Origin of the sequence: Sphingomonas sp. GCM10030256 (assembly GCF_042666415.1) — a bacterium.
In the GTDB taxonomy this organism is placed as follows: domain Bacteria; phylum Pseudomonadota; class Alphaproteobacteria; order Sphingomonadales; family Sphingomonadaceae; genus Sphingomicrobium.
The window spans coordinates 311,781-326,378 of sequence record NZ_JBHTDI010000001.1; the positions used below are offsets into that span (position 1 = coordinate 311,781).

Genomic DNA, 14,598 nt, shown 5'->3' on the forward strand with positions numbered 1-14,598 from the left:
GCCCGCGGTCTCGCGCGAGCCGAACATGCGGAGCGGTGGCCGAGTGGTCGAAGGCGCTCGCCTGGAAAGTGAGTATACGGCAAAACCGTATCGAGGGTTCGAATCCCTCCCGCTCCGCCAGCCTGCGCTGATGCATCGGTTCGTCAGTGGCCACCGGTCCGGCGTTCGACGCCGGCATGCCGCCGTCCAGGGAAGGGTGCCGGCCCGGCCGGTCAGTAGCCGTTGCCGCCGAACACCACCGGGATCGTGCGCACGATGATCCAGACATCGCCGCGCAACGTCCGGCTCGTGGCATATTGGCAGTCGAGTTGGACCCGGCGACTGTACGACACGTCGTTGCGTCCGCTGACCTGCCACAAGCCGGTGATGCCTGGATTGACCGAGCAATAGGTCGCGAACGACTCGGCGTAGTAATGCGCTTCGTCAGTGGCGAGCGGGCGCGGGCCGACGATGCTCATGTCGCCGCGCAGGACGTTGAACAGCTGCGGCAGCTCATCGAGACTGTACCGGCGGAGGAAACGGCCGATCGAGGTGATCCGCGGGTCCTGGCGCAGTTTCCGCAACTCGATCCATTCCGTCCTCAGCGCCGGCGACGATTCGAGCAGCGCGGCGAGGACGCGGTCGGCATCCATCCTCATCGTCCTGAACTTCAGGCAGTTGAAGACCTTGCCGTCGCGGCCGAGACGCTGGTGATGGTAGATGATCGGGCCGGGGCTGGTCAGTCGGACGGCCACGGCGCAGAGGACCAGAATCGGCCAGACCAGCAGCAGGCAGACGATAGCAATGGTCACGTCCATGCAGCGCTGGAGGACCAGGGCCTCGGTTGCCGAGGAAGGCTGGATCGCGGCCGCTGCAGACTGGACGAACGGCTCGTCCCGAACCACGCGGAACAATCCGCCGGCCGAACTGGCATTCGAATGGCTGTGGAGAAGGCTGGGTTGGGCTTTTGGGCCCTGCGTGGCGAGCGGTGGAAGGTCTTCGGCGCGACTGGCCATCACTCAACTCTCCTTCACCGTGGCGCACCGGCGGTTCGTGTCGGCGGAGGGCATGCGAAGCCGATTGCCGCCCGTGCCGCTGGGCGCGGACGAGCAGTGTGTCTCGATCGACTGGCGTACCCGGGTCGGCTGACCTGCCCGACCTCGACGAACTCCGTACAAAGTGCCCAAAAGGACATCTGCGGCCTGAGAAGATGAGCGTCAGTCCTCGTCGGTGAAACTCGGATTTCGAGGCTAGACCCTTTGACGTAAGCCCCCGGGACGGTTGTCGGGTGAAGCAGGCGCGAGCACACATATCGTCGGGGCCGACGCTCCAGTTGCGTCCTCCCCGTGCGTGCTTGTGTCGATTGCGGCGCTTGCGCGCAGTTGAGGCAAGAGGTGGCAGTATGAAGAAGCGTCTCATTCCCGTCGTGCCGGTGATTGCCGGCCTTGCCGCCTGCGCCAGCAACAATGTGGGCTCGAACCTTCCGGGCGGGGGATCGGCCTACGCCGTCATTCCGCCGGCCACGACGATGGTCAGCACGGAAGAATATCGCATCGGCCCGGCGGACGCGGTCGACATCACGATCCTGCAGGAACCGGAGCTGTCGATTAAGGCCGCGCCGGTGGACTCATCGGGCAACGTCAACCTGGCACTGATCGGGGACGTCAAGGCCGGGGGCAAGACCGCCAACGAGTTCGCCAAGGAAATCGCGGCCCGCTACAGTCAGCGCTACCTCAAGAACCCCCAGGTGTCGGTGGTCGTCGCCAAGCCGGTGGCCCAGAAGGTCGCGGTGCAGGGCGAAGTGATTGAGCCCGGCATCTACCCGATCGAGGGCCCCACGACCTTGCTGGGCGCACTGTCGCTGGCCAAGGGCGAAACGCAGCTGGCGGCGCTCAACGACGTGGTCGTGTTCCGCACCGTCAACGGGCAGCGCGCCGGCGCGGTGTTCGATGTCCGCCAGATCCGCAGCGGCAAGGCACCCGATCCGCAGATCAAGTCCAACGACATGGTCATCGTCGGCGTGTCAGGAAGCAAGCGCGCGTGGCGCGACATCGTCAGCTCGATGCCGATCCTCAACATCTTCCGCCCATTTTAGCGGAAGACAGTTGTCATGAATGGCCAAAGCCCTGGCCGGGCAGGGCAGCGCAAGACTGCCTCATGCCTGGCGCAACCTGCCGTCCTGAATGCTCGGGAGCACGGCCACGGCCGCGCTTCCCCCGTGGATCAGATGTCGGCCGCCAGGCGCTGCGCGGGCCTGAGCGCGGCCACCGCAGCAAGGCGGCTGTGCACGCCCAGAGCGCGAAACGCCGCATGGACGTGCACTTTGACGGTGCTTGGCGAAATGCCGAGCTCCCGCGCGATGACCTTGTTGGCATGACCTTCCGACAGGAGCTTGACCACCTGTTGCTGGCGATCGGTCAGGTTGGCCAGCGCTCCGGAGTCGAACTCCTTGTCGTGGCCGTTGGCCCAGCGCTCCGGCTCGACCAGGCTCGCCGGAACGAAGATGCCGGTGTCCGCGACACTGCGCAGCGCTCGGAGCAACTCCGCGCAATCGCTGATCTGCTTGGGAATGAAGCCATGGGCCCCAGCCGCAAGAATGCCGAGAACCTCACGCAGATCGGTCCGCTCCGACAGGACGGCGATGCGCATGGAGGGCCAGCGTTGGCGAAGCTCCCTGATCGTTGCGATCCCGGATGCGCCAGGGAGGTCATAGTCCATGACGAGGAGTTCAGCGTCGCTCCGCGCCAACACCTTCATCAGCCCATTGTAATCGGAGGTCCGGAGGACCTTGGCGAAGCCGACCTCCGTCTGCATCATGGCGGCGAGGCCGGCGTTGAAGAAATCCTGTCCTTCCGCGACGACCGCGATTGACGTTGCGTCCATAGGTTGCCGTGCGGCTGCCCCCTTCTCGCTTGACGCTACTGTTACATCGGCGTGAGAGTCACATTAACAAAATATAAACCTGTGTCTATGTCGCTCGGAGTATCCGGCCGGCCAAATTGGATGTATACACAAAGTGATAGAGGCTTTCTGTTACAGGGTCTGCTAACATGGTCAGTTCCCTCGGCCGCGTACCAGGCCGGGTCCCCGCCGCCATCTCAACGGTTTGCAGCTGACGAACCGCCGTTCCGTCGAGCTGCGCTGGCAAGGAGTTCAGCGTGGATCAGCATGGACGCTTACTGATCGCCCATCAGGACGCCCTCGCCCGCAATTACCTGAGGTCCGTCGCAACGCGCGAGCTGCAGCTTCTTCCTTGTGCTGAGGCGGGCAGCTTCGACTCGCTGCTAGAAGAGTTACACAAGGGCCATCCGGTAACACTGGCGTTGGTCGACCTGGAACTTCCCGGAATGTCGCAGTCCCTCGGCCTGCGTTACTTGACGGCGCACCACCCAATATTGCGGATCGCGGTGCTGTTCACCAGTCTTGGCACTACTGATCTGGAGCAGCTTGCCGCCAGCGGCGTTGCCGCCCTGGTTCCGAAGCAAACTCCGGAAGCCTCGCTGATCGACATCCTCGGTCGCTTCGTCGCCGGGTTGAACTATGTTCCCTTCGCCGCGGCCCAGGACGATGGTTCGGCCGGCGACACTCAGAACCAGCTTTCGTTCCTGGATTATGAGCTGACCAGCCGTCAAAGCGAGGTGCTCCGGCTCCTCAGTCGGGGCCATTCCAATCGCACGATCGCGCGGATGCTCGGCATTGCGGAAGGGACCGTCAAGGTGCACGTCAATGCCGCATTCCGGGTGCTTGGCGTCCACAACCGGGTCAGTGCGGCTGCCGCCCTGCGCACCCATTTCGCCCAGTCCGACTCGCAGGTGCCGTGACTGGAGCTGCTTACTAGGCCAGGAAGTCGACCACGAACTGATTGGCGGGCTGGGCCACGATCTCGCTTGCACGTGCGAACTGCTGGACCGCGCCATGATTGAGGATCGCGACCCGGTCGGCGAGGGAAAAGGCCTCTTCATGATCGTGCGTGACGAAGATCGAGGTCAAGCCAAGCTCCTCGTGAATTGTCCGGAGCGCGCCCCGGAGGTCGCGCCGCACCTTGGCGTCGAGGGCGCCGAACGGCTCATCCAGCAGCAGGATCGCCGGCTTGCGGGCCAGTGCTCGCGCGAGCGCCACGCGCTGCCGCTGCCCTCCTGAAAGCTGGCTTGGATAGCGTGTGCCGATCCCTGGCAGTTGCACCAGGTCGAGAAGTTCCTCCACCCGGGCCTTGATGGCAGACCGGCCTGGGCGCAGCGAGCGCTTCATGATGTTGAGTCCGAAGGCGATATTATCCGCCACCGTCATGTGTCCGAACAGTGCGTAATGCTGGAAGACGAAGCCGATGCCGCGCTTCGCTGCGGGCGCATCCGTCACGTCGCGATTGCCGAACCGGATCCGCCCGCTGTCGGGCAGTTCGAGACCCGCGATGATCCGCAGGAGCGTGGTCTTGCCCGACCCGGACGGACCGAGCAGCGCCACGAACTCCCCGGGCTCAACCTCAAGGGAGATGTCGCCAAGGGCGGGAAAGGCGGAGAAGCGCTTCGAAACGCCCGCCACATGGATCGGCACCCTAGTGCCGGCCGGCTGCAAGTGCGTCGCCATGCCTCCACTCAATTGCGGTCTTGAGAACAAGAGTGACGAGCGCGAGCCCAGCGAGGAGAGAGGCGACGGCGAAAGCGGCAATGAAGTTGTATTCATTGTAAAGCACCTCGACATGCAGCGGCATGGTGTTGGTTTCGCCGCGGATATGACCGGACACGACGCTGACCGCGCCAAACTCGCCCATCGCTCGGGCGTTGCAGAGCAGCACCCCGTACAACAGCCCGAAACGGATGTTGGGCAGGGTGACGTGCCAGAAGGTCTGCCACCCGGTCGCGCCAAGCGACATGGCCGCCTCCTCATAGCCCCGCCCCTGCATCGTCATCAGCGGGATGAGTTGCCGCGCGACGAAGGGGAAGGTGACGAACACGGTGGCGAGCACCAGTCCGGGCACGGCGAAGATGATCTCGATGTTTCGCGCCTGGAGCCATTCGCCGAACCAGCCCTGCGCCCCGAACAGCAGGACGAAAACGAGACCCGAGACCACCGGAGACACGGAGAAGGGCAGTTCGATCAAGGTGGTGAGCACCGACTTGCCGGGAAACTCGTACTTCGAGATGCACCACGCCGCGGCGATGCCGAAGATCATGTTCAGCGGAACGGCGATGGCGGCAACCAGCAATGTCAGCTTGATCGCCGAGAGTGCGTCGGGCTCGACGATCGCGCTGGCGAACGCGTCCCAGCCCGAACGCAGCGCTTCGAACAGGACCGCCCCGAGCGGCACGACCAGCATCAGCACGATGTAGAACAGCGCCAGTCCGATCAGGAACAACCGCAGCGGCAGCGCTTCGCTCAAGTGGGCCGGACGGAGCATTATACCATTCTCCGGTGCTGCCAATGCTGCAGCAGGTTCAGGACCATCAGCATGACGAACGAGACCAGCAGCATGACGACCGCGATGGAGGCCGCCCCGGCGAAATCATATTCCTCGAGCTGGGTTACGATCAGCAGGGGCGCGATCTCCGACTCGAACGGCATGTTGCCGGCAATGAAGATGACGGAGCCATACTCACCCGCACCGCGCGCGAAAGCGAGGGCGAAGCCGGTTGCGAGAGCCGGCAGCAAGGTCGGGAAGATGACCCGGGCAATGGTCTGAAAGCGGCTTGCTCCAAGAGTCATTGCCGCCTCCTCGGTTTCCTGGCTCACCTCCGCCAGCACCGGCTCCAACGTGCGAACGACGAACGGCAGGCCGATGAAGGTCAGCGCCAGCACCACGCCCGCCGGCTTGTAGGCGATCGCGATCCCGAGCTTGGTCAGCTGTTCACCGATCAGGCCGGTATCCGCGTAAAGCGCCGTAAGAGCTATGCCGGCAACGGCCGTCGGCAACGCGAAAGGCAGGTCGATCGCCGCCCCGAACATCCGTTTGCCGGGGAACTCGTAGCGGACCAGCACCCATGCCACCACCAGTCCGAACACGCAGTTGATCGCCGCCGCCAACAGCGCCGCACCGAAGCTCAGCTTGTAGGCGGCGAGCGCGCGGTCGGACAGCGCGGCGGCGACAAAGGCCGCCCATCCCCCCGCCGAGCTGCGTGCGAAAACAGCCGACAGGGGGATGAGGACGATGACACTCAGCCAGAAGACGGTGATTCCCAGGGACAGGGAGAATCCCGGGAGGACGGACCGTTTCTGGGGTATCATCAGCACCAGTTTGCTACCCCTCAGAAATCGAGGTGAAGACGCGTCGCCAGCACGTCGCCGGCCGCCTTGTCCCCGACCGGATCCAGCGGCGTATTGTCCCCCCGGAACCGGACCCAGTTGAACATCAGCTTGGCGAAGGGATTGAAGTACCAGTTCAGTCCCAGGGTGATGCTGCTGGCCTCATTCCCGTCCGCAATGCTCGTCGCGGCGCACGGGATCAGGAAACTGGCAGCCGTTGTCGGCGCCGCCCGGCAGCCCGGCGTATTGGAAAGATCGATCTTGTCGTAGCGCAGTGCCACTTCAAAGGCGCCAAGGCCGTCCTTGCCCAGTTCGGTAAACGGCCTTACCCGGTCGAAGTTGCCGCCTCGAAAGGGCCGGGTCTCGCCGGTGATGAAGTAGGAGGCATAGCCGTAGAAGCCATTGAAGCTGATGTTTCCGGCGCCCTCCCGATCAAGCCAGACTTTGCCATACTCGCCGGCAAGCGTGAGCGGGCCGAACACGCCCGCAGCCTCAAGGCCGCCGTAACGCAGCGACTTCACGGCCGCACCTCCCCCGCCGAGAGCAGCGCTGATGAGGCCCGTGTCGGCGATGTTGCCGTTGTCAATGCGGATGTTCGGCCGGTCGGTCAGGCGTACCGCATCTTCCACGTCACCAGCTTTGAGCGCGGTTCGGTAGGCACCCGACAGGCCGAGGTGGATGATCTTGCCCGGTTGGAACAATGGCTCCCAGGTAGCGCGGCCGTTGAACCCCCAGCTTTCGTCCGGTGTGTTCGTGGCGAGCGCCGGCGGATTGTTGGAGCGGCCGATGCTTTCATTGTCGCCAAAGGCGCCCACCGCGACATTGATCGTTTCGCGCGGCGCGTATGCAGCGGAGAAGCCGATTCGGCGTTCCGCGACGGCATTGCCGAACGCGTTGGTGAACATGCCGCGTTCCATGAACATGTTGTAATTGTCGCTGTTGTTCGACTCGAGCCCGAACGGCGCCTTGTGCTGCCCAAGGGTGAGCACGACCTTCGGGATCTTGGTATATTGAAGGTAGGCATCCGTCAGGTTCACCACGTTGCCCGCGAAGTCGACTTCAATCCGGTAGTTGAACCATTTGAGCGCGGTGCCTTCGAGGCCGGTGCGCGCACGGCGGAAGCCTGTGCCGTTGTTGTAGTCATAGCCGCCGCGACGCTCGAAGAAGGCCGCGCCGTCCGCCTCGACCACTCCGCGCGGCTTGAAGGTGAATGCGCCGGTAGTGTCGGCGATCGTCGGCGCCCAGGTGAACTGCGCTGCCTTGGCCGCGCGGGTCTCCACGGATTCAAGCCGCTCCTGGTTGAGTTCGGCCTGCTGTTCCAGTTCGGCGTTGCGGGCCTCCAACTGCCTGATCCGCGCTTCCATCGCGTTCAGCCGGTCGAGCACTGGGTCGCCGGTCGGAGCGAGCGCTGGCGCGGCTGACCGGGCATTGTCGTCGACTAGGGTGTCGAGCGGACTGGGACCCGGATCGACTGCTGGCTCAACAGCAGGGTTCGTGTCCTGCTCGGGAGTGGGTTCGGGCGTCTGGAGGGCAAGCGATGCAGCCCCGGCAAGAAGCAGGCTTATCATTATGATTATCCCCTGTTTCCATGGTGAAGTGAATCAGCGTTTGGCGGCCTCGAAGATCTGGTCGAACAATCCCCCGTCGTTGAAGTGCATGGCCTGGGTGCGCTTCCAGCCGCCAAAGTTGCGGTCGATCTGCAGGAGTTGAAGCTTCGGGAAGCGCGCTGCATAGCGAGCGGCGACCTCCGCGTTGCGCGGCCGGTAGTAATGCTTGCCGATGGTCGCCTGCGCCTCAGGGGTGTAGAGATATTTCAGATAGGCTTCCGCGGCACGGCGCGTGCCGCGGCGGTCGACAACCTTGTCGACAACCGCGACCGGCGGCTCCGCCAGGATGGAGATGGACGGAGCGACAATCTCGAACTTGCCCTTGCCGAGCTCGTTGGTGGCGAGAAACGCTTCATTCTCCCACGCAATCAGCACGTCACCCTGGCCACGCTGGGCAAAGGTAGTGGTCGAACCGCGGGCACCGGAATCGAGGACCGGCACGTTGCGGAAGAGTCTGGTCATGTATTCGCGGGCCTTGGCCGGCGACCCGTATTTGCGCTGGGCATAGCCCCAGGCAGCGAGGTAGTTCCACCGCGCGCCGCCGCTGGTCTTCGGATTGGGGGTGATGACCTTGACCCCAGGACGGATCAGATCGTCCCAGTCGCGGATGTTCTTGGGGTTACCCTTGCGGACCAGGAAGACGATCGTCGAATAATATGGCGCGCTGTTGTTGGGCAGGCGCGACTGCCAGTTGGGGGCGATCAGTCCGCGCGCTGCAATCTCGTTGATGTCGGAGGCCAGGGCGAGCGTAACCACGTCCGCTTGCAGTCCGTCGATCACGGAGCGGGCCTGCTTGCCGGAACCGCCATGACTCTGGCGAATGGTGACTCGCTGTTTTGCTGCCGCTTGCCAGCGCTGGGCGAACTGTTGGTTGATGTCGAAGTAGAGTTCTCGTGTCGGATCGTAGGATACGTTCAGGAGCTGCACTGCCTGTGCTGCAGCTGGAGAGGTCATAGCAACGCTGCCGCCTAGCAGGGCTGCACAAAGCAAGAGGGCACGAACTTTCATGAGGTCCGACTCCATCCAAGCAACTGGTCGGAGCATGAACCCTAGTCTGCCACTGGACAATTAACTTAACGTTCACTTCGCCGCATTGTTGCCACATTCCGGCTCAGTCAAACGGCCCTCCCATTCGGCTCCCTCAGCAAGGGAGATGGAGTCGAGGATTTCCGTTGTCCGGTCCCGCACGATGGTGAACGCACGTCGAATCGCGCAGCTCGCTTCATCATGGCAGTCACCGCAGGGCGTGTAGAAGTTGACGCTGGCGCACGACACAAGAGCGATCGGGCCTTCAAGCGCACGGACGATCTCCCCGAACGAAATCTCGGACGGCCCGAGCGTGAGCTGATAGCCGCCGCGGGGCCCGCGCAGGCTGCGGACCAACCCGGCTTTCTTGAGGTCGAGCATGATGAGCTCAAGATACTTGGGCGGGATGTTCTGAGTCTCGGCGATGCGGGCGAGCTGCACGGGAGCCCCGCCTCCCTCCTCGACCAGGTAAAGCAGCGAGCGCAGGGCGTACCGGGATCGTTGGGCAAGCATGACGCGCGGCCTCCACCTGGCGCAGAGATCGACGGAACGATCCAGCTGCCCGCAGAGTAAGACATCACGCCGAGCCGGCAAACCCCTTCAGATCTTGGCGACAACATAAGCGGCAAGGTCCGTTGCTGAGACAGTTGTGGGCCAGCCATCCAACAAAGCGCTGACGGATATCGTCCGAGACAAAAGCGCGACTTTTCCCGTTAAAAACCCGATATTTGCGCAGGAGTTATCGGCAACAGGAACCCGATGTGCGTTCGGCTGAGGACTCGCCGCTAGGTGTTTACGGCTTCTCAATCTACGACACGCAACAGTCATCTTTGCAAATGATCCTAGTTCAGGGGGGGATCACATGAAGATCGGCGACCATCGCTGCGACGTACGCAGCCAGTGCGCTTGAGACATCCCTATAAATTTAGGTGAGGAGCGGATTCCGTTGATCGGATTCCGCTCGTGAGAACTTGCATTTGGAGCGTTATTGAATGGCTACTGTTACGCTAACCGGTGACTACGGTTACAAGGAATATTGGGTCAGGAACGCGGCAGCCGGTACGACGGTCGATGCCACGGCCGCCGACTTTCACATCTCGGCCAAGGAAAACCTGCCGGCGATCAACATCTATGATTCCAAGACCGTCACCATCAATGGCGGCGAGATCAAGGGCGAGATTTCCCAGACCGCCGAGTGGAACAGCATCTATCACCACATGGCGACCGGGTTCCGGATCAGCAACAGCCCGAACACCACCATCCGCAACGTCAAGATCGACGGTACGTGGGACGGCATCCGGTTCATCCCGCACGACACGCTGTCGGTTTCCAACGGCAACTCGAACGGATGGCTGATCGAGGACGTTCACTTCAGCAACATCCGCGACGACGCGATCGAGAACGACTTCGCGGCGACCGGAACCCTGCGCGACAGCCTGCTGGATGGCGTGTTCAGCGCGTTCGGGACGGTGAACGACCAGTCGGCTCACGGCGTCGTGACTGTCGATGACAGCATCATCGTGATGAAGAACTATCTCAAGGACGGCGAGATGACCCATGGGTCGCCGTTCAAGTTCAACACCGCCGATCCAGGCAACAATCCGGACCTGCGCATCATGAACTCGATCATCGCGGTGCAGGATCCGACTCACAACGGCTTGTCGCGGCTGAAGGAAGCGTGGAGCAATCTCACTGAATCGTCCGGCAACTATTATCTGAACCTGTCGGACACACCGTTCCCGTCGAGTTACCCGTTGCCGCCCAAGGGCTTCACGGTTCTTCAGGGCAAGGCCGCTCGCGATTTCCTTGCCACCGAAAAGGCCAAGTGGCTTTCGGAGCACCAGCAACCGCAGTCGTCGACGACGACCCCGACGACACCGCCGCCGCCGGAGCCCGACTCCGACACTCTGGTGGTGGCGCCCAAGCCTGCTGCGGGGACCAACATCATCGACGGCACGAGCAGCAGCGATACGCTCAAGGGCACGTCGGGCAATGACAAGATCACTGCTCTCGCTGGCGCCGACTTCCTCTATGGCAAGGGCGGCTTCGATGAGCTGATCGGCGGCTCGGGTGCGGACAAGTTCGTGTTCGACACCGACATGAAATCGTACGACGCGATCTACGACTTCAATCCGGCGGAGGACGCGATCTACCTCGACAACGCGATCTTCACGAAGCTGGGCTCCGGCTCGTTGAGCAGCCCGCGCCAGATCTACGGGACCAACCTCGAGGATCGCCCGGGCGCAAAGGCGGATGATGCCAACGACTTCATCATCTACGACACGAACACCGGCTATCTGTCCTATGATGCGGACGGGAACGGTGCTGGAGCTGCGGTCGTCTTCGCGCATCTCCAGGGCGGCCTCGATCTCCGAACCGCCAATTTCTTCGTGATCTGACCTGCCGGATTCGTCCTGCTAACTGAGTTGAGTTCAGCAGGAATGATCTGAAGAAGGGGACCGGCTTCAAACGCCGGTCCCCTTTTTCGTTGCTCAGAACCAATCAGGACCGAGGCTGAGCTCGAACAATCGTCCATCGTTCACCTGGTCGGAGCCATAATCGGCCACATACAGGCTCAACGTGTCGCCGTCGTTCGGATTGCTGCTGGGCGCAAGTTCCAGGCCCTTGATGGAGGGACGGCGACTGAGGGTCGACAGAAGGTCGATGGTGGCAAGGACGTTGCCCTCGGGGTCCATCGCCCAGATCAAGGCCGAACCGGCGGCGACAAAGTAGATGTCATGCACGCTATCGTACGCCAGTGCCTCGGCATCTTTCATCACGGAGGGCAACGGTATTGAATTCACATATTCCCCACTGGGCGTGAGTTCGAACATCAGCCTCAATGATCCGTCGAGGATGTGAAGATTGCCGGTGAGCGGATCGAACTTCATGTCTTCGGTGTCGAATAACCCAACTCGTGCCGTATCGAAGAACCCAAGCCGCACCGACGGGTTTGTCGGCGACACCCAGGACACAGCCGCTGCGTCATCATCGGCGACATACAGGAGGCCGTTGCTCGAGTTGTAAGCGAGGCCGGTCGGCTCTTTCGTAAAGGACAGGAGGCTGTGGTTCCGGATGTAGGAACCATCAAGCCCCACGGCAAACAGGTTGGTGCTGCTGTTGTACGGGCTTTCGTCATGCTCGGAATCGGCGACGAGCAGCGTTCCAAGGCTGGGGATGTAAGCCAGCCCCGAGGGATCGCCGATCCCGTAACTGCCGCTCCCGCCGTCCCTGTACTTGGAGCCGTCAGCTATATTGTAGGTTGCGACCACAGTCGGGTTGAGCGCGGGCATCGGGGGGGTGGCGACATCGTCATCCTTGATCTTGCCAACCGCAACCGCGGCATCGATCCTCGCGTTCGTCGCGGAGTTGATCTGAACCGTGAACGTTTCCAGCCGCTCTCCAACGCTGTCGTTGACGAGGTTAACGTCAAACGACTTTGTCGTCTGTCCCGCCAGGAACGTCACCGACTGCGACAGGCTGACATAATCGCTGCCTGCCTCGGCAGTGTGGTCAACGGTGCTGAAGGTTACCGTCACGGCCTGAGTAGCGGCTTGGCTTAGCGACAGGTTGAAAGTGACCTTGCCGGCATTTTCCACAGCCTGGCTGGCCGCGTTGATCGACACGGTCGGTAAGTTCGTCGGGGCCGCCCCTTGCACGTAAGTGACGGTCAGCACCGGTTTTACAGCCCCTTGAGAAGAGCTGAACTCCCAGAAGTCGGTGCTTGAAGGATTGAACAGCCAGCCAAGGTTCGCCGCGTTCTTCTGTGCTGAGGTTGAGCCGGCGCCATTCCAGGCCAGCAAGCTGTCCGTTACGTCGAGGATCCGCGCCCCGAGTGCAACCGCTCCGAGGGAGATGCCTGTTGACGAAGCTTCGACGCCGTTGACCTGCACGCCAGTGCCCAGGCTGTTCCAGGTCGATGATCCGTCCCAATTGACCAGCATTCTGTTCATCGTGCCGCCGTTGGTGGAAGCCCCGGTTACCTGAAGCTGGAGGGACGCTGAAAGGATCTGCGCTCCGACCAGGACCTGTCCGGATTCACTGCCGAACAGGTCGCCGAAACGGAGAAGAATGTCGGACCCTTTGCTTCCGTCCGTGCTTGCGCGCAGCACCGCTGCATCGGCATAGGATGTGGTGGGCCGGTTCATCCTCAGCATCGTGTCGACCGCACTGAAGTAACCGTCCGCACCCTGACGGAAGGTGAGCGAGACAACCGCCTGCTGCGTGCTCACCGTCCCGACACTCACTCCGACGCTGCCTTGCGCAGTGCCGCCGACACCATCGGACACGGTGTAGGAGAATGCGTCATTCCCGCTGAAGCCCGCGTTTGGCGTGTAGCGGACCTGTCCGTTCTCGATCTCGACCATCCCGTTTGCAGCATTGCCTATGGCTGCAATGCTGAGTGGGTCGCCATCGACGTCCGTGTCGTTGGCAAGGACGTCGATCAGCACCGGAGCCCCTTGGATCGTGCTTGCACTATCGGCGTTCGCGACTGGTGCATCGTTCACCGGTGCAATCGTGATGGTCACCTGCGCCGGCGACGAGGTGAGGCTTCCGTCGCTCGCCGTGAAGCGGAACGAGGCAGTACCGCTAAAATCCTTGGAGGGGGTGAAACTGTAGGCGCCGGTAGCGGAATTGATCGAGACCGAACCCCCGACCGCGGAATTGGCCACAAACGCGTAGGTCAGCGTGTTGTTGTCGGCGTCGGAGGCCTGGACCTGGCCGGTGATCGCCGGTCCGTCCTCGATTCCCGATGCAGTGGAGGCAATCCCAACCGGCGCTGAGTTGCCGTTGCCCCCGTCGCCAACGACGATCGAAGCGGTGCCGGAGGCGACCGAGAAGGCGGCTTGGCCACCAGCGGTGGAGGCATCCGCCTTGGCGCCGGCCGTGCCGCTGGTCTGGTCCCACGCACGGAAGGTGAAGCCGGCAGTGGTGCCGCTGACCCCATCGGGGACGAAGCGGACGTAGTCCGCGCCGCGCAACAGCAACGCATTGGTCTCGCTGACGCTACCTACCGCCAGCCAGGTCGCGCGACCGTCGATCGAATATTGCCACTGTCCGTTGCCGGACTGCAGGGAGGTGATTGCGATCCCCTTGGTGGTCGAATCCGCGTCGGTCGACGCCAGGAAGACGGACACCTTGCGACCGGTATTGGAGGTTTGATCCTCCGTGATGCTCGGCAACGACACTGAGGTGGACGTCAGCACAGGCGCGTCGTTGATGCCGGTCACTGTGAACTTGAGGGTCGTGCTCCCGGAAGCTGTCCCGTCCGTCGAGCCGTAGGTGAACGTATCGGAGCCGGTCGCCCCTGCCCTCAGGCGGTCTGCCAGGTTGGCGGCATAGGAATAACTGCCGTCGGCCATGATCGTGAGGGTTCCGAAGACCCCCTGCAGGGTGGTGCCCGCGCTGGTCACCGGCACGTAAGTGCCGGCGCCGGCCTTGATCTGCGTCACGCGCAGGGCATCGGAGTCGTTCTGGAGAACGTTGCCCGACGCACCGCCATTCTCGAGTAAGGCGCTGGAGTCCGAGCGAAGTACCAAAGCCATCCGGAAACCCCTTCATCCCCACCGAAGAAAGATCATAAAGCCTTGATTTTCAGAGCGTTAACGCGCGACAGTCGAGGAAGAGATTGGGCGAGTCAATCCGTCAATGGGCTTAGACCAAGATATCGGTTGTTCGGCGAAGCCGCTTCGTAGAGCATCCCGGAGGAGGCATCTCACGCATAGTGGAAACGGGGTCATCGCCCTGC

At 62.5% G+C, this 14,598-nt stretch carries 12 protein-coding genes and 1 tRNA gene; 4 read left to right on the forward strand and 9 right to left on the reverse strand.

Annotated features, from left to right (window positions below; all coding sequences use genetic code 11):
- Positions 1-29: 29 nt before the first annotated feature.
- Positions 30-120, forward strand: a tRNA-Ser gene (locus ACFQPG_RS01425).
- A gap of 92 nt (positions 121-212) precedes the next feature.
- Here ACFQPG_RS01425 and ACFQPG_RS01430 read toward each other — a convergent pair.
- Positions 213-995 carry a sugar transferase gene (locus ACFQPG_RS01430; protein ID WP_380809661.1) on the reverse strand — a complete coding sequence of 261 codons (783 nt, stop codon included), beginning with the start codon at positions 993-995 and terminating at the stop codon, positions 213-215.
- A gap of 386 nt (positions 996-1,381) precedes the next feature.
- Between ACFQPG_RS01430 and ACFQPG_RS01435 the strand changes: the two genes are divergently transcribed.
- The gene (locus ACFQPG_RS01435) at positions 1,382-2,074 is read left to right on the forward strand and encodes a polysaccharide biosynthesis/export family protein (protein WP_380809663.1); all 693 of its coding nucleotides are present in this window, start codon (positions 1,382-1,384) and stop codon (positions 2,072-2,074) included.
- 128 nt (positions 2,075-2,202) lie between these two features.
- Here ACFQPG_RS01435 and ACFQPG_RS01440 read toward each other — a convergent pair whose 3' ends face one another.
- The gene (locus ACFQPG_RS01440; protein ID WP_380809665.1) at positions 2,203-2,862 is read right to left on the reverse strand and encodes a LuxR C-terminal-related transcriptional regulator; all 660 of its coding nucleotides are present in this window, start codon (positions 2,860-2,862) and stop codon (positions 2,203-2,205) included.
- Positions 2,863-3,137: 275 nt separating this feature from the next.
- Between ACFQPG_RS01440 and ACFQPG_RS01445 the strand changes: the two genes are divergently transcribed.
- The gene (locus ACFQPG_RS01445; RefSeq protein WP_380809667.1) at positions 3,138-3,800 is read left to right on the forward strand and encodes a DNA-binding response regulator; all 663 of its coding nucleotides are present in this window, start codon (positions 3,138-3,140) and stop codon (positions 3,798-3,800) included.
- 13 nt (positions 3,801-3,813) lie between these two features.
- Here ACFQPG_RS01445 and ACFQPG_RS01450 read toward each other — a convergent pair whose 3' ends face one another.
- The 6 genes from ACFQPG_RS01450 to ACFQPG_RS01475 are packed head-to-tail and all read right to left on the reverse strand — an operon-like array spanning position 3,814 to position 9,362.
- The gene (locus ACFQPG_RS01450) at positions 3,814-4,563 is read right to left on the reverse strand and encodes a sulfate/molybdate ABC transporter ATP-binding protein (protein WP_380809669.1); all 750 of its coding nucleotides are present in this window, start codon (positions 4,561-4,563) and stop codon (positions 3,814-3,816) included.
- Positions 4,532-5,374, reverse strand: coding sequence for a sulfate ABC transporter permease subunit CysW (cysW, locus tag ACFQPG_RS01455; RefSeq protein ID WP_380809671.1), 843 nt, complete (start codon positions 5,372-5,374; stop codon positions 4,532-4,534). The genes ACFQPG_RS01450 and cysW overlap by 32 nt, the downstream gene beginning before the upstream one ends.
- On the reverse strand, positions 5,374-6,198 hold the full coding sequence (gene cysT / locus ACFQPG_RS01460) for a sulfate ABC transporter permease subunit CysT (RefSeq protein ID WP_380811667.1): 825 nt from the start codon (positions 6,196-6,198) through the stop codon (positions 5,374-5,376). Before cysT ends, cysW begins: the two co-directional genes overlap by 1 nt.
- Before the next feature lie 20 nt (positions 6,199-6,218).
- Positions 6,219-7,784 (reverse strand): porin, encoded by a 1,566-nt coding sequence (locus ACFQPG_RS01465; protein WP_380809673.1) that lies wholly within the window; start codon positions 7,782-7,784, stop codon positions 6,219-6,221.
- A 33-nt stretch (positions 7,785-7,817) separates the two neighbouring features.
- Positions 7,818-8,867 (reverse strand): sulfate ABC transporter substrate-binding protein, encoded by a 1,050-nt coding sequence (locus ACFQPG_RS01470; RefSeq protein WP_380809675.1) that lies wholly within the window; start codon positions 8,865-8,867, stop codon positions 7,818-7,820.
- 36 nt (positions 8,868-8,903) lie between these two features.
- Positions 8,904-9,362: an RrF2 family transcriptional regulator gene (locus tag ACFQPG_RS01475; RefSeq protein WP_380809676.1), complete on the reverse strand. Its 459-nt coding sequence runs from the start codon at positions 9,360-9,362 to the stop codon at positions 8,904-8,906.
- Between the two features lie 479 nt (positions 9,363-9,841).
- On the opposite strand from ACFQPG_RS01475, the gene ACFQPG_RS01480 reads away from it, so the two are divergent.
- Positions 9,842-11,248 carry a hypothetical protein gene (locus ACFQPG_RS01480; protein WP_380809678.1) on the forward strand — a complete coding sequence of 469 codons (1,407 nt, stop codon included), beginning with the start codon at positions 9,842-9,844 and terminating at the stop codon, positions 11,246-11,248.
- A 93-nt stretch (positions 11,249-11,341) separates the two neighbouring features.
- Here the strand turns inward: ACFQPG_RS01480 and ACFQPG_RS01485 are convergent, their stop codons facing one another.
- Entirely contained in the window at positions 11,342-14,395 is a 3,054-nt protein-coding gene (locus tag ACFQPG_RS01485) for an Ig-like domain-containing protein (RefSeq protein ID WP_380809680.1), read from the reverse strand.
- Positions 14,396-14,598 lie beyond the last annotated feature (203 nt).